This is a genomic window from Brevibacillus sp. AG162 (genome assembly GCF_006715575.1).
GTDB lineage: Bacteria > Bacillota > Bacilli > Brevibacillales > Brevibacillaceae > Brevibacillus > Brevibacillus brevis.
The window spans coordinates 1-16,138 of sequence record NZ_VFNO01000017.1 but is presented as its reverse complement, the minus strand read 5'-3'; the positions used below and the strand labels follow the sequence as shown (position 1 = coordinate 16,138).

The window sequence follows — 16,138 nt, the reverse complement described above, 5'->3', positions numbered from 1 at the left end:
GGTGCAACGTATGAAATTGCATGAACTGCAACCTGCAGAAGGATCCCGTCACACTCGTAAGCGCATCGGTCGCGGTATCGGTAGCGGTACTGGCAAAACTGCTGGTAAAGGTCACAAAGGTCAAAACGCTCGTTCCGGCGGAGGTGTTCGCCCAGGATTCGAGGGTGGTCAAAACCCATTGTACCGTCGTCTGCCTAAGCGTGGTTTCACTAACATCAGCCGCAAAGAATTTGCGATTGTTAGCTTGGACGCGCTGAACCGTTTCGAAGAGGGCACTGTAGTAACACCTGAGCTGTTGAAAGAAACTGGTGTTATCAGCGCGCTGCGCGACGGTGTTAAGGTTCTTGCTAACGGTGAACTGACTGTGAAGCTGACTGTTAAAGCTCACAAGTTCTCCGGAGCTGCTGCTGAGAAGATCGCACAAGTCGGTGGAACAACCGAGGTGATCTAATGTTAGCGTCCTTAACTAACATTTTTAAAATTAGCGACCTTCGTCGCAAAATCCTTTTTACGCTCATGATGCTGGTTGTTTTCCGGATCGGAAGCTTTGTGCCAGTTCCTAACGTAAATGTCGAGTTGTTTCAGCAGAATACAAACCAACTACTGGGCTTGTTGAACACCTTCTCAGGTGGAGCACTGCAAAACTTCTCGATTTTTGCCATGGGTATCATGCCGTACATTACGGCATCGATTATCATGCAGCTGATGTCCATGGATGTTGTGCCTAAGCTTACGCAATGGGCTCGTGAAGGGGAAGTTGGCCGTCGCAAGATTGCCACTGTTACCCGTTACGCTACAATTATCCTGGGGTTGATTCAGTCTGTAGGGATGACGATTGGATTCAACAATATGGCGCCTGGTTTGTTAAACGACACGTCGGTTGGCAGCTATGCACTCATTGCGTTGACATTGACAGCTGGGACCGCATTCATGATGTGGATGGGGGAACAGATTACGGAGAAGGGTATCGGTAACGGGATTTCGATCCTGATCGTTGCCGGGATCGTTGCTGGACTGCCTAATGCGGCTACGACAATCTACACCACGATGTTTGGTGATCCATCTGTAAACATCTTCTTCAGCATCGTCAAAGTTCTGCTTATCCTATTGGTGGTCCTCGCCATTATTGTCGGGGTTATCTTTATGCAGCAAGGTCTTCGTAAGATTCCAGTGCAATATGCGAAGCGAGTGGTTGGACGCAAAATGTACGGTGGTCAATCTACCCACATTCCGCTGAAAATCAACTCTGCTGGTGTTATTCCTGTTATCTTTGCGGTATCGCTGGTAATGTTCCCGTCAACGATTGCTCAGTTCTGGGTGGATGCATCTGGACAAGGATTTGCTAACTGGATTTATCAGAACTTCCAAGTCAACAAACCATTAGGAATGACGCTTTACGCTATCTTGATTCTCGGATTCACCTACTTCTACACATTCGTACAGATCAACCCTGTACAAATGGCAGAAAACATGAGAAAAAATGGCGGTTACATTCCTGGTATCCGACCTGGTAAAAACACTGAGGTATTCATTACTCGTACATTAAACCGGTTAACATTGGCGGGCGCTTTGTTCCTGATGACAATTGCCATTTTGCCATTCTTCTTCGGTAGTATTGCAAACTTGCCGCAATCCATTTTCATCGGCGGTACATCGCTCTTGATCGTGGTCGGGGTATGTTTGGATACAATGAAGCAGATTGAAAGTCAAATGATCAAACGCCACTACCAAGGGTTTATCAAGTAATGACTTAGATGTTTACAGAAAAGCTTCTATAGCTTTTTTGATGGGACGGAGGGAATGGACGTGAATATAATTCTGATGGGACTGCCTGGAGCCGGTAAAGGGACACAGGCAGAACGTATCGTAAAAGAGTTTGACATCCCGCACATTTCGACTGGCGACATGTTCCGAGCTGCGGTCAAAAACGAAACGCCGCTCGGACTAGAGGCTAAATCCTATATGGATAAAGGTCATCTCGTCCCAGACGAGGTCGTCATTGGTATTGTGCGGGAGCGCCTTTCGATGGATGACTGCGCAAAGGGATTCCTCTTAGATGGTTTTCCGCGCACAGTACCTCAGGCGGAAGCGTTGACAGCTACAGTAAAAGAGCTGGGACGTGAAATTGACCATGTAATTAACATCAACGTTCAACGCGAGCAATTGATTGAACGTCTGACCGGTCGCTGGATCTGCCCTGTTTGCGGTGCTAGCTATCACACGATGTTCAATCCTCCAAAAGAGGCTGGCGTATGTGATAAAGATGGTGGTAAGCTGTATCAGCGTGATGACGACAAGATCGAAGTGGTAACACAACGCCTTGACGTGAATATCGCGCAAACACAGCCACTTATCGACTACTACTCCGCACAGGAACTTCTGCGAGATATCGATGGAGAACAAGATATCCAGGTAGTGTTTGCGGAAATTAAGTCTTTGTTGCGAGGGTAATTGCGAATGATTATCCTAAAGTCGAAAGCAGAACTTGAGGTTATGCGCGAAGCTGGTCGTATCGTCGCACTCACCCATCAAGAACTGGCCAAGGCGATCAAGCCTGGTGTCACGACGAAGCAGCTAGACGAAATTGCCGAGACCTTTATTCGAAGCATGGGAGCAATTCCATCGTTTAAAGGCTATGGTGGCTTTCCAGGAAGTATCTGTGCTTCAGTCAATGAAGAACTCGTACACGGGATCCCAGGTAAACGGGCGTTGCAAGAAGGAGACATTATTAGTATCGACATCGGTGCCCAGTTTCAGGGTTACCATGGCGACTCCGCTTGGACGTATCCGGTCGGTAAGATTTCAACAGAAAACCAGAAGCTGCTCAGAGTAACGGAAGAGTCGTTGTACAAGGGGCTTGAAAAAGCTGTTCCGGGTGGACGCTTATCCGATATCTCTCATGCGATTCAGGTTCATGCAGAAGCTGCCGGCTTCACACTCGTTCGCGAGTATGTGGGGCATGGGATCGGGCAAAACTTGCACGAAGATCCGCAGGTTCCTAACTACGGCCCTCCTGATCGAGGACCACGGTTAAAACCAGGCATGGTGTTGGCAATTGAGCCAATGGTAAATGCCGGCGAACGTTATGTCCGCACATTGGAGGACAATTGGACGGTAGTAACAGTGGATCGGAAAACTTGTGCTCATTTTGAACACACCATCGCGATTACGGAAGATGGCTATGAGATTTTTACACGGACATAAAAACGGTAGTTCCGAACGGTTCGGGATTGTCGTCCAACGTGTCGACGATAAGTTCGTTGTGTGATCATTTCGCAAAACTCATGGTCCGACTGAAGAGCAGAAGAAAGGAGAGTTTACCATGGCAAAAGATGATGTAATTGAGGTGGAAGGTACGGTAATCGAACCTTTGCCAAATGCTATGTTTCGAGTAGAATTAGAGAATGGACATAAAGTCCTCGCTCACGTCTCTGGAAAAATCCGCATGCACTTTATCCGTATCCTGCCGGGGGATAAAGTAACTGTTGAACTGTCGCCGTACGACTTAACCCGCGGACGTATTACGTACCGCTATAAATAGTAAGCAAAACCCCTAGAAAAGGGAGGCAAGAACCATGAAAGTGAGACCTTCGGTTAAACCGATCTGCGAGAAATGCAAGGTTATCCGTCGCAAAGGTAACGTAATGGTTATTTGTGAAAATCCGAAGCATAAGCAAAAACAAGGGTAAACAAGGAGGTGCTTTAGACACATGGCACGTATTGCAGGCGTAGACTTGCCGCGCGAAAAACGCGTTGAAGTTGCTCTTACCTACATTTTTGGTATTGGCCGCCCCACGTCTCAAAAAATTCTGTCCGCTACTGGCGTAGACATGAACACTCGTGTTCGCGATCTGACAGAAGATGAAGTGAACAAACTTCGTGAGTACATCGACAAAACTGTGAAGGTGGAAGGTGACCTCCGTCGTGAGATCTCCCTCAACATCAAGCGTCTGATGGAAATCGGTTGCTTCCGTGGCATCCGTCATCGTCGTGGACTTCCAGTTCGCGGTCAACGTTCTAAAACAAATGCTCGTACGCGTAAAGGTCCACGCCGTACAGTAGCAAACAAGAAGAAGTAAAGGAGGGTAATCTGACATGGCGAAAAGAAAACAAGCTACAGCAACTCGTACCCGTCGTCGTGACCGTAAGAATGTTGAAGTCGGCGTAGCACACATCCGTTCTACTTTCAACAACACGATCGTCACTATCACGGATCCACACGGTAACGCGATCTCTTGGTCCAGTGCTGGTTCCCTCGGCTTCAAAGGCTCCCGTAAAAGCACTCCATTTGCTGCGCAAATGGCTGCTGAAGCGGCTGCACGCGTTGCTATGGAACACGGCATGCGTTCCCTTGAAGTATCAGTAAAAGGCCCAGGTGCAGGTCGTGAAGCTGCGATCCGTTCCCTGCAAGCAACTGGTCTTGAAGTGAACATGATTAAAGACGTGACGCCAATTCCGCACAACGGTTGCCGTCCACCAAAACGTCGCCGCGTGTAACTGGTTTATATCGTTCAGAACATGTCCATACTAGAATGGTAAATTCTGATTTATAGCTTGTCATGCACGCAAACGGTAAACCGCCGGGGAAATTCCTGAGTGGGCACGTATGCGGCCCACCCAAGGATTTCGACGTTTTGAAGGAGGGTTTGTTTAATGATAGAAATAGAAAAACCAAAAATCGAGGTTGTGGAAGTTAGCGACGACAACTCGTATGGAAAGTTTGTTGTAGAACCTCTAGAGCGCGGATACGGAACTACCCTTGGCAACTCGCTGAGACGAATTCTTCTTTCGTCCTTGCCAGGCGCGGCAGTTCGTACTGTTCAAATCGATGGGGTTCTTCACGAATTCTCTACGGTTGAAGGCGTCGTTGAAGATGTAACCGAGATCATCCTGAACATCAAAGGCTTGGCGCTGAAGATCCATTCCGATGAAGAAAAAGTAATCGAGATCGATGCAGAAGGCGAAGGCGTTGTCAAAGCGGGAGATATCCGTGCTGACAGTGATGTGGAGGTCTTAAACCCTGATCTTCATATTGCAACGTTGGCCAATGGCGGTCGTCTGCATATCCGCATGACAGCTGGACGTGGTCGTGGTTATGTTCAATCTGACGGAAACAAATCTGAGGATCTACCTATTGGTGTGATTCCGATTGATTCGATCTACACGCCGATCAAGCGCGTTAACTATCAAGTGGAAAATACCCGTGTAGGGCAAATGACCAACTATGACAAGTTAACACTTGAGGTTTGGACTAACGGTAGCATCAGTCCGGAAGAAGCCGTGAGTCTCGGCGCTAAAATCATGACGGAGCACCTGAACCTGTTCGTCGGTCTGACTGACGAGGCGAAGGATGCAGAAATCATGGTAGAGAAGGAAGAGGACAAGAAAGAGAAAGTCTTGGAGATGACTATCGAAGAGCTCGATCTTTCTGTTCGTTCCTACAACTGCTTGAAGCGTGCCGGTATTAATACCGTGCAAGAGCTGACGCAGAAGACCGAAGAGGACATGATGAAAGTACGCAATCTGGGGCGCAAATCTCTTGAAGAAGTTCAAGAAAAGTTAGCTGAACTGGGCCTGTCCCTGCGCAGTGACGACTAGAGTAGCAAACCAAGAAGCAAACTTTTGTTCTCTCGATTAAGAGGGAGGTAAACCACATGGCACAACGTAAATTGGGTCGTCGTAGCTCAGCTCGTAAAGCGCTGTTCCGCGACTTGGTAACAGACCTGATCATCAACGAGCGCATCGAAACTACAGAGATGAAGGCGAAAGAACTGCGCCCAATCGCTGAAAAAATGATCACGCTCGCGAAACGTGGCGATCTGCATGCTCGCCGTCAAGTTGCTGCTTTCGTTCGCAAAGAAGTTGCGAATGCTGAAGGCCGCGATGCTGTTCAAAAACTGTTCGATGAAATCGCACCTCGCTTCAAAGAGCGCAACGGTGGATACACTCGTATCCTGAAAGCCGGCCCTCGCCGTGGCGACGCTGCTCCAATGGCGTACATCGAATTCGTTTAATACATGTAAACTGGTCGTTTATTCAGGTTTTAAGCCTGGTAGATTACCGCGAAAAGGGTGGGGGCAGATCTGGTCATAGGCTGGACTCTGATTCAACCCTTTTTTCCTTTCTTATCGAAATCCTGCTAGTCAGTTCCCTGTGAAGGCTGGGGAGGTTGTGAATGCCTCATGAATGAAGATAACCTGCTGGCATTGCGAGATGTTTCTTATACCTACGATGGTGAGGATGGCCAACGGGTTCCGGTATTACAAGGTGTTGACCTTACCATTCAAAAAGGTTCCTTTGTATCCGTACTGGGTCACAACGGTTCCGGCAAATCTACGATGGCAAAGCTGATGAATGCTCTGTTGCTTCCAGAAGGCGGCACAGTACTTATCAGTGGAATGGATACGAAAGATGGGGAGCTGCTTTGGGAAATTCGACGACATGTTGGCATGGTCTTTCAGAACCCGGACAATCAGATTGTTGGGGCTACAGTGGAAGATGATGTCGCCTTTGGCCTAGAAAACATGGGTGTGGACCCCAAAGAGATGCGAGATCGTATTGATGAGGCGCTCGTTTCTGTAGGAATGGAGTCTTATTTACAGGCACAACCACATCGTCTGTCTGGTGGACAAAAGCAGCGAGTGGCGATCGCAGGGATTATGGCGATGCGGCCTTCTGTCATCATCTTGGATGAAGCGACAGCGATGCTTGATCCACAAGGGAGAATGGAAGTGCTGAATCTGGCTCGTCAACTGAACTGTGACGAGGGACTCACGATCATTAACATTACCCATTTTCCGGAAGAAGCCATCTATTCGGATAAGGTCATCGTCATGAATGCGGGTGAAGTCCTGATGGAAGGCAAACCGAGTGAAGTGTTTAATGAGGTAGATCGTTTGAAACAGGTGGGACTGGATGTGCCATTTGCCGTTCGACTGCGACACGCACTTCATTCCAAAGGGATTGATTTACCGTTTGTCCTGCATCAAGAGGAGCTGGTGGAGCACGTATGCAAATTACTTTTGACCAAGTAAGCCATATCTACGCAAAGGGAACACCGTTCGAACGAGTTGCTTTACACAATATTTCGCTGACGATTCCATCCGGTTCGTTTGTCGGAATTATTGGCCACACGGGCTCGGGTAAGTCAACGCTGATTCAGCACTTGAACGGGTTGCTGATGCCTAGTACAGGGCAGATTACCCTGGGTGATGCGGTCATTACTCCAAAGCGGCGGTTACCCCATGCTCAAAGGCGCAATATTGGGCTCGTCTTTCAATATCCTGAACATCAGTTGTTTGAAGAAACGGTTGCGAAGGATGTTGCTTTTGGACCGCTCAACTTTGACTTGCCAACGGAGATGGTGGAAGCGCGTGTAAAGGAGTCCCTTGAAATTGTCGGCCTGGATTATGCCACGATCAAGGATCGCTCGCCGTTTCATTTGAGTGGCGGGCAAATGCGACGTGTTGCTTTGGCTGGTGTTCTTGCCATGCAGCCGAAGGTTCTGGTATTGGATGAACCAACTGCGGGTCTTGATCCTGCGGGACGAGTCACGATTCTGGAAGGGATCTACCGGATTCATCAGGAACAAAACCTCACGACACTATTGGTAACGCACAGCATGGAAGAGGCAGCCCGCTATGCAGACTATTTGCTTGTGATGGCACAAGGTCAAGTAGCGTTGCAGGGGAAGCCGGAGGAAGTATTCATGCAAGTGGATCGTCTCCGAGAGCTGTCTTTGGATGTACCGGAAACGGTGGCTCTCGTATCGCAATTGAATCAAATGCTGCCGGACAAGGCTAGTCTGCCGAGCTCCCTTTATCGGGAGGAAGAGCTGATTGCCCATCTGCTGGAACGACTGTCCGTACCAAAGGAGGGCTAGGCATGCTGCAGAATATCGCAATTGGTCAATACGTACCAGGGCAATCTTTTTTACATCGTGCAGATCCGCGAAGCAAGCTTCTCTTCATCATTCTTTTTGCTACCTTGATTTTTCTGGCTAACAATACGGTAACGTACGCCATGCTCATTGGTTTTACCTTGTATGCAGCACTTCTTTCTAGGCTTTCATTGTCCTATATATTAAAAAGCTTAAAGCCAGTCTGGATCCTGATTTTGTTTACCGTCGTCTTGCATATTTTTATCACGAAAGGCGGAACGGTCTACTTTCAGTGGGGATGGTTTACAGTAGAAGAACAGGGAGTTCGCCAGGCGATCTTCATTTCTTTGCGCTTGGGACTTTTGATTCTCATTAGTTCCTTGCTGACACTGACCACCTCTCCAATCGATTTGACAGAGGGTTTGGAGCGTTTACTAGGACCACTAGGGAAGATCGGCATACCGGTTCATGATATAGCCCTGATGATGTCAATTGCACTCCGGTTCATTCCGACCCTGATGGAAGAAACGGATAAAATCATCAAGGCGCAGACCGCCAGAGGAGCCAATTTCACCAGTGGAAGTCTCGTACGCAGAGCCAAGAACCTGATTCCGATCGCTATCCCATTGTTCGTTAGTGCGTTTCGGCGTGCGGAAGAGCTGGCTTTGGCGATGGAAGCGCGGGGCTACCGCGGGGGAGTGGGGAGAACGCGGCTGAATAAGCTGACGTTCACTTGGCGTGATGGAATCGTAGCTGTTGTGAGTGTGATCTTGGTAATCGTGATTGGATGGTGGCGTACATGAAGCGACTGCGATGTGTATTGGCATATGACGGGACTGACTTCAGCGGTTTTCAGGTACAGCCAGATCAAGTAACGGTCCAGGGTGAAATTGAGGCTGCATTGAATCGGGTTACCGGAGAGGATATCCAAGTCTTCGGTTCAGGCCGGACAGATGCGGGTGTTCATGCACGCGGTCAAGTGATTCACTTTGACACGTCTAGCAACATTCCGATGGATAAATGGCGGTTTGTGTTGAACAATCAGTTGCCTGATTCTATTGTCATTCGGACAGTCGAAGAGGTCGATGCCTCTTTTCATGCGCGTTTTGACGTGCAAGTAAAAGAATATCGATATTGTATCGACAACAACCCAGTGGCGAATGTATTTCGACATCGCTACGCCGACCATGTCCGGTTTCCGTTAGATGTGGACGCGATGCAGCAGGCTGCTCATTACTTGGTGGGTGAACATGATTTTACTTCCTTTTGCTCGGCAAAGACATTCGTTGAGGACAAGGTTCGGACTGTGTACGGACTCACTGTCGAAAAAATCGGAGACGAGGTATGGGTAACATGCCGAGGCAACGGTTTTTTGTACAACATGGTTCGAATTATTGTGGGGACTTTGGTTGAAGTAGGGCAAGGAAAAAGAAGTCCTGCTGAACTGAAGGTAATCCTCGCCGCATGTGATCGGGAAAAGGCAGGTAAGACAGCACCAGCCAAGGGTCTGACCATGTGGGAAGTTGTCTACTAGTTCTCTGATTTCCAACTATTAGACGAACGAGCAGCACTTGACTATAGGGCGTCTATGTAGTACGATATTCCTTGGTATTTTAACCCCGCCTAGCCCCACTCTAGCCCCGGGATTGAAAGACAAGATCGTGATTACATGGAACACCTGGAAGAGTTGCTCACCCGTAACAGCAATTATCTTCCATTGCAAGTTTCGGTTGTTTTGGTTATAAGTAGATGGATATGTGTTAGGTAAGATATTTAGGAGGGACAAAAATGCGTACCACATATATGGCGAAACCGCTCGAAGTTGAGCGCAAATGGTACATCGTTGACGCTGAAGGCCAAACGCTGGGTCGTCTGGCGAGCGAAGTAGCTTCTATCCTGCGCGGAAAATTGAAACCAGAATTCACTCCTCACGTTGACGCTGGCGATTTCGTAATCGTAATCAACGCTGACAAAGTGAAATTGACTGGTAACAAACTGAACGACAAAATTTACTACACTCACTCCCTGTATCCAGGTGGTCTGAAAAAAACCACTGCTGGCGCAATGCTGAATAAGAGACCAGATCGTATGTTCGAACTGGCGGTAAAAGGCATGCTGCCTAAAAACAGCCTGGGACGTCAAATGTTCACCAAGCTGAAAGTATACGCTGGAACTGAGCATCCGCACGCAGCACAAAAACCAGAAGTTTGGCAAATTCGCGGTTAAGGTAAAGGGAGGAAATATACGTGGCACAAGTACAATACTACGGTACAGGTCGTCGTAAGCACTCCGTAGCACGCGTTCGCCTGGTTCCAGGTGAAGGTCGCATCGTGATCAACAAGCGTGAAATGGATACTTACTTTGGTTTGGAAACACTGAAATTGATCGTAAAACAACCACTCGTTCTGACTGAAACTCTTGGTCGTTACGATGTATTGGTTAACGTAAACGGCGGCGGAACCACTGGTCAAGCTGGTGCAATCCGTCACGGCGTTGCTCGCGCTCTGCTGAAAGCAGATCCGGAACTGCGCGGCGCTCTGAAACGCGCTGGCTTCCTGACTCGCGATCCTCGTATGAAAGAGCGTAAGAAATACGGCTTGAAAGCAGCTCGTCGCGCACCTCAATTCTCCAAGCGCTAATTGCTGTTGGATACAAACCCCTTGTCTGTTCGCAGGCAGGGGGTTTTTCCTTTTCACAAACGGGTATATTTGTCCATGTTTGTCCATAAGATGGAACGAGAATGGGACAAAGGGGACGATACACTGTGACACGAAAAGGAGTAGGCTGGATATTGGCTTTTGCTGTACTTATGCTGTTGTTCACCTACGAATCGCCGGATCGCTCTTCCTGGCAGGCATGGTCGCTGCCGCTGACAGGAACGGTTATAGCCATTGACCCAGGACATGGTGGGAAGGACGGTGGTGCGGTTTCTAAAGCGGGGGATGTGGTTGAAAAGGAAGTAACGTTGGCCATCAGCATGTATTTGCGGGATTTTCTCCAGCAGTCAGGAGCGTTTGTGGTCATGACAAGGGAAGAGGACAAGGATTTGGCGAGTCCAGATGCCGACCAGCTACGTAAACGAAAAGCAGAGGACATTCGAAACCGGGTGAAGCTGGTCAATGACAGTTCACCGGATTTCTTGGTCAGCATCCATGTCAATTCCATCCCTTCTCCGAAATGGTCAGGAGCGCAGACTTTCTATTCCCCCACCTTTAAAAAGAGCGAAGAAGTTTCCTATCTGATTCAAGATGAAATCAAACGGGTGATCGGTCATACAGATCGGGTTCCCAGCAAGACGAACAATGTGTTCTTGATTCGGGAGGTTAACTGTCCAGCCGTTATGGTAGAAGTAGGCTTTGTCAGCAATACGGAGGAGGCAAAGCGACTTCAGAGCGTTGAATACCAAAAGGCTATGGCGAATGCCATTTATCAGGGGATCTTGCGTCAGTATTCGGGAGAAAAAGCGCCAATTACACCTTAAGAGGGCGGTGGTCGTGTCCCGACCGCCCGAATATGCTATAATGAACGCGCATACGCTGTCGGTATACCAGCATGAAAATGTTTGAAAAGATCATAGATGAGGTGAACCAAAATGTTGACCAGAGAACAGGTTCTCGAAGCACTACGCGATGTAAAAGACCCTGAAATTAATCGTAGCTTGGTCGAGCTCAACATGATTCGGGATATCCATATTGAAGGCAAGACAGTAAGCCTCACCGTTGTTCTGACGATTTCGGGCTGTCCACTGAAAGCCAAGATCGAGGACGATGTCATCGCAGCTGTGAAAGCGCTAGGAGCCGAGGAAGTACGCCTGCAATTCGGATCGATGACAGACGAGGAACGTGCGGCTCTGTCTGCCCAGCTTCGCAAGAACCAAGGTGGGCAAACACATAACATAACACCGGGACAAGCTCCCCTCTTGAACCCGATCTTGGCGAAGGATTCGAATACGACCTTTATCGCAGTGACTTCCGGAAAAGGTGGTGTCGGAAAGTCGACGGTGACAGTGAACCTGGCTGTTGCACTCGCACGTTTAGGAAAAAAAGTGGGCATTATCGACGCAGACATTTACGGCTTTAGTGTGCCCGATATGATGAATATTGAACAACGTCCAACCGTGATTGGCGAAACCATTCTGCCTGTTGAAAAGCAAAATGTAAAGGTTATGTCCATGGGCTTTTTTGTGGAGGATAACTCTCCGATCATTTGGCGTGGCCCTATGTTGGGTAAAATGCTGCGTAACTTTTTCACGGAAGTACACTGGGGCGAAGAACTGGACTACCTCTTGCTGGACTTGCCTCCAGGAACGGGAGATATGGCCCTCGACGTGCACACCATGATTCCGCAAAGCATGGAGATTGTGGTAACGACTCCTCATGCTACAGCAGCGTTTGTAGCAGCCCGGGCAGGCGCTATGGCAAAACGGACCGGTCATGAAATCCTTGGTATTGTGGAGAACATGGCATGGTACGAAGCAAAGGATGGCTCGAAAGAATACGTATTCGGACGTGGTGGAGGAGCTAAGCTTGCCGAGACATTGGCATGTGAGCTGCTCGCTCAAATTCCGCTGGGTCAACCGGATAATCATCCATCTGAACCTGATTATTCCCCATCCATCTATGGAGAAAAGACGGAAATTGGTCAACTTTACATCGATATGGCAAAACGTGTTGTAGAAAAATGCGGAGAAGCTGTAAAACGATAAAAATGTACGTAAAAAAGGTGGGCTCTATAAAAAGAGCTCACCTTTACGTTTAGGAAGAACTGCCTCCGCCGCCGCCTCCGCCGGAATCGCCTCCGCCACCACCATCGCCACCTTCTTTTCCTTTCCCTTTTTTCTTTGGCTTGAGCTCCTTTGGTTTTGTCATGTCCTCAGATACTTTGGTCATGATCTTCATGAGTTCAGCTTGGAACAAAGGGCTTTGCAAGGAATCCTTCATCACCTGCATAGTTTGTTGACGATAGGCAGAGCTTTTCATGAGGTCCATCAAATTTTTTTCAAACTCAGGGTCTTTCATAACACTAATGAGCTCTTTTTGGTAATCAGGGTCCTTCATCAGGTCCTTCATGAGCGTTTTTTGCTCGTTTTTCATGGATTTCGCCATGGCGCTAGCGAACTTGGGGTCTTTAAACGCCTCTTTAATGTGCGTACTATTTGGATTGGTCATGCTTTGAATCAAGGTGGTTCGCACAGTGGACTCGTCCAACATCAGGCTTTGCTTGAACTTTTCATCCTTCATCATCTTGCTAACAGATTGCTTCGCTTCGTCCGTCTGCAATATGTCCAGCACCATGTCTTTGACGCTTTTATAATCAGGCTGAGACGAACTTTGCGCTTGTCCGCCACCCCCGCAACTGGTGAGCACCAGACAGACAAGAGCGGTTAACCAAAAAGACATTGTCTTTTTTCTCATGGGGTGGACACCTCCTTCTTTACTCTGCCTACAAGTAACGTGTGCATTTTGTTTTGTTCTTACGCTAGTATTTTCTTGTATCCATTGGTACAATCATATTCGATGTGGATGGGAGGGAATACTTGGTGAGTTTGCGTAAGTATGGCTGGCTTTTTATTACCACGCTCTTGCTTGGGGGATTAGGTGGGATCCTGGTTGCCCTAATTTTTGATTTGGACAAGCTGCTCGTGGGAAGCACCGGTAACTTTTTTGTCGGCTTGTTCATGTATCTACTGTATGGAATGACCATTAGCATTGTGGCTCAGATGGGTTTCTTTGCGTATATGACGATTAACTATTTCGCCAAAACGATATTTAAAACCGCTTCCATGTGGAAAAGTGTCCAAGTATTTCTTATTTTGTTTGTCTTTTTCGATATGATATATCTTCGCTATACGTCCTTCGGTGAGGGAAAAGGATTTGGCACGTATTTTATTGAGCCAACGCTATTATTGATTGTCGCTATTGTTACCGCATACGGAAAAGTGAGTCTGACCAATAAATCTGCATGGATACCGACGACATTCTTTATGTTTGTCGTTACAGCACTGGAATGGATTCCAGCATTGAAGGAAGATAATGTGCGTGCCACTTTGTCCATGCTCGTTCCACTATTGTTTTGCAACGTCTGGCAAGTCATGCAATTGCACCGTCTGGTAAAAAGAGAAAGCTGACCCAATGAAGGTCAGCTTTTTTTATTTTAGTGAATTTCACTGCTGTCTACACTTGTACCCGAGATGAGTTCAGATACCGTAACGAATTCATAGCCATCCTTGCGAAGTTTATCAATGATCACAGGAAGGGCAAGATGTGTATCTTTCGCAGAATCGCTCGCATGCATCAGGATGATGTCTCCTGGATGAGCTTTCGATAATACATTGTTGATGATCACATCTGTTCCCGGATTGGTCCAATCTTTTGAGTCCGTATCCCATTGGATGACAGAATAACCCATGCGATTCGCGATTTCCAGCACTCGTTTGTCAAAATCACCATTTGGCATCCGAATGAGCGTAGGTTTTTTTCCAGTCATTTCGGTTAGAATGGAGTCAGCCTTGGCCATTTGGGAGCGAATTTCTTCATCGGAGTATTTGGTGTAGTTATCGTGCTTGTGACCGTGCGAACCAATTTCTAAGCCATCTTCTTTGATGCGTTTCAAGATGTCTGGATGTCGTTGACTCCAAGGGGAGGAGAGAAAAAAGGTCGCTTTGTTTACCTTTTTTTCTTTCAACACATTCAGTATGGGTAATGCTCGTGTCTCTCCCCAGCTAATGTCAAAGGTAAGGGCGATTTTCTTTTCTTTGGTGTCGACCTTATAAATAGCTTGGGGGGCTTGCGTGCTGGCTCCTTCAGCAAAGGCAGCAATTGAATCGCGTTCCGCATAACCAATTCCAGCTGTGAGTACGATGGCCGCGACGATAATTAAGATTTGCTTTAATCGTTTCGCGCTGATCACGTAAATGAATTTCATGGATAAGCACCTCCTTTGTCCGATAACAGTTTATGCAGGGAAGACAAGGATATTCTTTGGCCTGTTGGCTATTGTTGAGGTACAATGCATATAGTGAATGAAGAGGCAGTAAAGGGGTGTGTTGCATGGGCAATCGATTGCGGCATTTATGGCTTGATAACCGAAAATATTTCTTCGCCGCATGCTTATTATTTTTTGGTGGCGCCTTGATTGGTTATTTTCAAGCACCGCTTGTTGAAGAGATGGTCAATAAAATGATGGGCCAATTAAAGGAAATTGCTGAACGGATAAAAGACAACGGCGGCGGACCATTAGCGGTATTCTGGATGATTTTTTCCAATAATGTCTTCAGTGCATTGATGATGATGGCGCTGGGAATATTGTTTGCATTCTTCCCCATAATTGGAATGCTCACGAATGGAGTGCTGCTTGGATTTCTCCTTTTCAAATACAGCACGGTGGGAGTAAGTCCATGGCTTATTTTTAGTGCAGGTATTTTGCCACATGGAATTTTTGAGCTCCCAGCTATCCTGTTTGCAGCGGGAGTTGGTATTCGTTTAGGAGTGCTGAGTTTACGCACAGTGGGAGCTCTAATCCAACCGCACAAGCTGGCACGATTGAAAAATGACTGGTACGATACACTCAAGCAATTTCCAGTAGCGGTTCTTACTGTGGTCGTTCTGCTATTCGTCGCTGCTATTGTGGAGAGTACGATTACTCCAACCATTCTCAAGGAAACAGTGGGTCAACAACTGCAGCAATTGAACTTACTGAAATAATTCAGATTTGTGAACAAATTGAAGCCTTCCTAAACGGAGGGCTTTTTATTTTGAATAGGGCTGAATTTTGATGGAAAGGATAGAGGAGAGACTCGTAAGGCGGAGGGCGATATCGTTGCTAGGGTTTTTGTTCAATACAAAAGAAGTACAGGAACTAGAATACTTGTTAAAACGTGAGCTGGAAGAGATGCTCCTTGATTTTAGCGATAAACGAATTGATCATCTAGTGAAGCGGGCCATGGAGGAGAGGTACTCCATCATGTTTCGTATGTATGCAAGAATCGCCTCTCCCAATGAGTTATCCAAGTATGTTAGACGCAGAAAACTCGGGGAGGAACATTATACTTAAAAACTTTTTTAAAAAACATATTGACTCAAAGATAGGTAACGTGATAGATTAGTTCTTGTCCTTAAGACGCCATCACAAATAACGATGAACATTGAGGACAGGAAAATGCTCCTTGAAAACTGAACAGCGAAAGCGTTAATGAGTCTATCATTAAATGATTTGCCAGCTTTGAACCAGTAACAAACTTTATTGGAGAGTTTGATCCTG

Annotated in this window: 23 protein-coding genes; 21 read left to right on the top strand and 2 right to left on the bottom strand. The window is 47.3% G+C overall.

The window, feature by feature from the left end; all coding sequences use genetic code 11:
- The first annotated feature begins 10 nt into the window (after positions 1 to 10).
- From rplO to FB479_RS29740, 18 genes are all read left to right on the top strand, one after another.
- Positions 11 to 451, top strand: a complete 441-nt coding sequence (rplO, locus tag FB479_RS29825) for a 50S ribosomal protein L15 (RefSeq protein WP_007716272.1) — start codon at positions 11 to 13, stop codon at positions 449 to 451.
- Positions 451 to 1,746, top strand: a complete 1,296-nt coding sequence (gene secY / locus FB479_RS29820; RefSeq protein WP_106656566.1) for a preprotein translocase subunit SecY — start codon at positions 451 to 453, stop codon at positions 1,744 to 1,746. The genes rplO and secY overlap by 1 nt, the downstream gene beginning before the upstream one ends.
- A 60-nt stretch (positions 1,747 to 1,806) precedes the next feature.
- On the top strand, positions 1,807 to 2,451 hold the full coding sequence (locus tag FB479_RS29815; RefSeq protein WP_048035662.1) for an adenylate kinase: 645 nt from the start codon (positions 1,807 to 1,809) through the stop codon (positions 2,449 to 2,451).
- Positions 2,452 to 2,457: 6 nt separating this feature from the next.
- The gene (map, locus tag FB479_RS29810; protein WP_047074690.1) at positions 2,458 to 3,204 is read left to right on the top strand and encodes a type I methionyl aminopeptidase; all 747 of its coding nucleotides are present in this window, start codon (positions 2,458 to 2,460) and stop codon (positions 3,202 to 3,204) included.
- Positions 3,205 to 3,322: 118 nt separating this feature from the next.
- On the top strand, positions 3,323 to 3,541 hold the full coding sequence (gene infA / locus FB479_RS29805; protein WP_003333772.1) for a translation initiation factor IF-1: 219 nt from the start codon (positions 3,323 to 3,325) through the stop codon (positions 3,539 to 3,541).
- 34 nt (positions 3,542 to 3,575) lie between these two features.
- The gene (rpmJ, locus tag FB479_RS29800) at positions 3,576 to 3,689 is read left to right on the top strand and encodes a 50S ribosomal protein L36 (RefSeq protein WP_003333770.1); all 114 of its coding nucleotides are present in this window, start codon (positions 3,576 to 3,578) and stop codon (positions 3,687 to 3,689) included.
- 21 nt (positions 3,690 to 3,710) lie between these two features.
- A complete protein-coding gene (rpsM, locus tag FB479_RS29795; protein ID WP_012683999.1) occupies positions 3,711 to 4,079 on the top strand; it encodes a 30S ribosomal protein S13 in 369 nt (122 codons plus the stop codon).
- Positions 4,080 to 4,095: 16 nt separating this feature from the next.
- Positions 4,096 to 4,497, top strand: a complete 402-nt coding sequence (gene rpsK, locus FB479_RS29790; RefSeq protein WP_005828803.1) for a 30S ribosomal protein S11 — start codon at positions 4,096 to 4,098, stop codon at positions 4,495 to 4,497.
- Positions 4,498 to 4,653: 156 nt separating this feature from the next.
- The gene (locus FB479_RS29785; RefSeq protein WP_005828801.1) at positions 4,654 to 5,598 is read left to right on the top strand and encodes a DNA-directed RNA polymerase subunit alpha; all 945 of its coding nucleotides are present in this window, start codon (positions 4,654 to 4,656) and stop codon (positions 5,596 to 5,598) included.
- Positions 5,599 to 5,654: 56 nt separating this feature from the next.
- Entirely contained in the window at positions 5,655 to 6,014 is a 360-nt protein-coding gene (gene rplQ, locus FB479_RS29780; protein WP_012684000.1) for a 50S ribosomal protein L17, read from the top strand.
- 168 nt (positions 6,015 to 6,182) lie between these two features.
- The gene (locus tag FB479_RS29775; protein ID WP_142067624.1) at positions 6,183 to 7,034 is read left to right on the top strand and encodes an energy-coupling factor transporter ATPase; all 852 of its coding nucleotides are present in this window, start codon (positions 6,183 to 6,185) and stop codon (positions 7,032 to 7,034) included.
- Positions 7,010 to 7,882 (top strand): energy-coupling factor transporter ATPase, encoded by an 873-nt coding sequence (locus FB479_RS29770; RefSeq protein WP_142067623.1) that lies wholly within the window; start codon positions 7,010 to 7,012, stop codon positions 7,880 to 7,882. The genes FB479_RS29775 and FB479_RS29770 overlap by 25 nt, the downstream gene beginning before the upstream one ends.
- Before the next feature lie 2 nt (positions 7,883 to 7,884).
- On the top strand, positions 7,885 to 8,682 hold the full coding sequence (locus FB479_RS29765; RefSeq protein WP_142067622.1) for an energy-coupling factor transporter transmembrane component T family protein: 798 nt from the start codon (positions 7,885 to 7,887) through the stop codon (positions 8,680 to 8,682).
- Positions 8,679 to 9,413 (top strand): tRNA pseudouridine(38-40) synthase TruA, encoded by a 735-nt coding sequence (gene truA, locus FB479_RS29760; RefSeq protein WP_142067621.1) that lies wholly within the window; start codon positions 8,679 to 8,681, stop codon positions 9,411 to 9,413. The genes FB479_RS29765 and truA overlap by 4 nt, the downstream gene beginning before the upstream one ends.
- 254 nt (positions 9,414 to 9,667) lie before the next feature.
- Complete coding sequence (gene rplM, locus FB479_RS29755) at positions 9,668 to 10,105, top strand: 50S ribosomal protein L13 (protein WP_012684005.1); 438 nt, start codon at positions 9,668 to 9,670, stop codon at positions 10,103 to 10,105.
- 20 nt (positions 10,106 to 10,125) lie between these two features.
- Positions 10,126 to 10,518 (top strand): 30S ribosomal protein S9, encoded by a 393-nt coding sequence (rpsI, locus tag FB479_RS29750; protein WP_005828788.1) that lies wholly within the window; start codon positions 10,126 to 10,128, stop codon positions 10,516 to 10,518.
- Positions 10,519 to 10,643: 125 nt separating this feature from the next.
- Entirely contained in the window at positions 10,644 to 11,360 is a 717-nt protein-coding gene (cwlD, locus tag FB479_RS29745; RefSeq protein ID WP_269149378.1) for an N-acetylmuramoyl-L-alanine amidase CwlD, read from the top strand.
- 111 nt (positions 11,361 to 11,471) lie between these two features.
- Positions 11,472 to 12,584 (top strand): P-loop NTPase, encoded by a 1,113-nt coding sequence (locus FB479_RS29740; RefSeq protein WP_142067620.1) that lies wholly within the window; start codon positions 11,472 to 11,474, stop codon positions 12,582 to 12,584.
- A gap of 49 nt (positions 12,585 to 12,633) precedes the next feature.
- On the opposite strand, the gene gerD is transcribed toward FB479_RS29740, so the two are convergent.
- On the bottom strand, positions 12,634 to 13,293 hold the full coding sequence (gene gerD, locus FB479_RS29735; protein ID WP_106656084.1) for a spore germination lipoprotein GerD: 660 nt from the start codon (positions 13,291 to 13,293) through the stop codon (positions 12,634 to 12,636).
- 125 nt (positions 13,294 to 13,418) lie between these two features.
- Here gerD and FB479_RS29730 point away from each other — a divergent pair, with 125 nt between their 5' ends.
- Positions 13,419 to 14,006: a KinB-signaling pathway activation protein gene (locus FB479_RS29730; protein ID WP_106656085.1), complete on the top strand. Its 588-nt coding sequence runs from the start codon at positions 13,419 to 13,421 to the stop codon at positions 14,004 to 14,006.
- A 26-nt stretch (positions 14,007 to 14,032) separates the two neighbouring features.
- Here the strand turns inward: FB479_RS29730 and pdaB are convergent, their stop codons facing one another.
- Positions 14,033 to 14,803, bottom strand: a complete 771-nt coding sequence (gene pdaB / locus FB479_RS29725) for a polysaccharide deacetylase family sporulation protein PdaB (protein WP_106656086.1) — start codon at positions 14,801 to 14,803, stop codon at positions 14,033 to 14,035.
- Positions 14,804 to 14,928: 125 nt separating this feature from the next.
- Here pdaB and FB479_RS29720 point away from each other — a divergent pair, with 125 nt between their 5' ends.
- Entirely contained in the window at positions 14,929 to 15,582 is a 654-nt protein-coding gene (locus FB479_RS29720) for a stage II sporulation protein M (RefSeq protein ID WP_106656087.1), read from the top strand.
- A 115-nt stretch (positions 15,583 to 15,697) separates the two neighbouring features.
- On the top strand, positions 15,698 to 15,931 hold the full coding sequence (locus tag FB479_RS29715; protein WP_012684012.1) for a hypothetical protein: 234 nt from the start codon (positions 15,698 to 15,700) through the stop codon (positions 15,929 to 15,931).
- Positions 15,932 to 16,138 lie beyond the last annotated feature (207 nt).

Excerpts from the sequence above, each read along its gene's own strand:
- pdaB (WP_106656086.1), bottom strand. The coding sequence starts at position 14,803 with ATGAAATTCATTTACGTGATCAGCGCGAAACGATTAAAGCAAATCTTA.
- rpsM (WP_012683999.1), top strand. The coding sequence starts at position 3,711 with ATGGCACGTATTGCAGGCGTAGACTTGCCGCGCGAAAAACGCGTTGAA.
- rpmJ (WP_003333770.1), top strand. The coding sequence starts at position 3,576 with ATGAAAGTGAGACCTTCGGTTAAACCGATCTGCGAGAAATGCAAGGTT.
- FB479_RS29720 (WP_106656087.1), top strand. The coding sequence starts at position 14,929 with ATGGGCAATCGATTGCGGCATTTATGGCTTGATAACCGAAAATATTTC.
- infA (WP_003333772.1), top strand. The coding sequence starts at position 3,323 with ATGGCAAAAGATGATGTAATTGAGGTGGAAGGTACGGTAATCGAACCT.
- map (WP_047074690.1), top strand. The coding sequence starts at position 2,458 with ATGATTATCCTAAAGTCGAAAGCAGAACTTGAGGTTATGCGCGAAGCT.
- FB479_RS29785 (WP_005828801.1), top strand. The coding sequence starts at position 4,654 with ATGATAGAAATAGAAAAACCAAAAATCGAGGTTGTGGAAGTTAGCGAC.
- FB479_RS29770 (WP_142067623.1), top strand. The coding sequence starts at position 7,010 with ATGCAAATTACTTTTGACCAAGTAAGCCATATCTACGCAAAGGGAACA.
- rplM (WP_012684005.1), top strand. The coding sequence starts at position 9,668 with ATGCGTACCACATATATGGCGAAACCGCTCGAAGTTGAGCGCAAATGG.
- rplQ (WP_012684000.1), top strand. The coding sequence starts at position 5,655 with ATGGCACAACGTAAATTGGGTCGTCGTAGCTCAGCTCGTAAAGCGCTG.
- FB479_RS29765 (WP_142067622.1), top strand. The coding sequence starts at position 7,885 with ATGCTGCAGAATATCGCAATTGGTCAATACGTACCAGGGCAATCTTTT.
- FB479_RS29740 (WP_142067620.1), top strand. The coding sequence starts at position 11,472 with ATGTTGACCAGAGAACAGGTTCTCGAAGCACTACGCGATGTAAAAGAC.
- gerD (WP_106656084.1), bottom strand. The coding sequence starts at position 13,293 with ATGAGAAAAAAGACAATGTCTTTTTGGTTAACCGCTCTTGTCTGTCTG.
- rplO (WP_007716272.1), top strand. The coding sequence starts at position 11 with ATGAAATTGCATGAACTGCAACCTGCAGAAGGATCCCGTCACACTCGT.
- secY (WP_106656566.1), top strand. The coding sequence starts at position 451 with ATGTTAGCGTCCTTAACTAACATTTTTAAAATTAGCGACCTTCGTCGC.
- rpsK (WP_005828803.1), top strand. The coding sequence starts at position 4,096 with ATGGCGAAAAGAAAACAAGCTACAGCAACTCGTACCCGTCGTCGTGAC.
- truA (WP_142067621.1), top strand. The coding sequence starts at position 8,679 with ATGAAGCGACTGCGATGTGTATTGGCATATGACGGGACTGACTTCAGC.
- FB479_RS29775 (WP_142067624.1), top strand. The coding sequence starts at position 6,183 with ATGAATGAAGATAACCTGCTGGCATTGCGAGATGTTTCTTATACCTAC.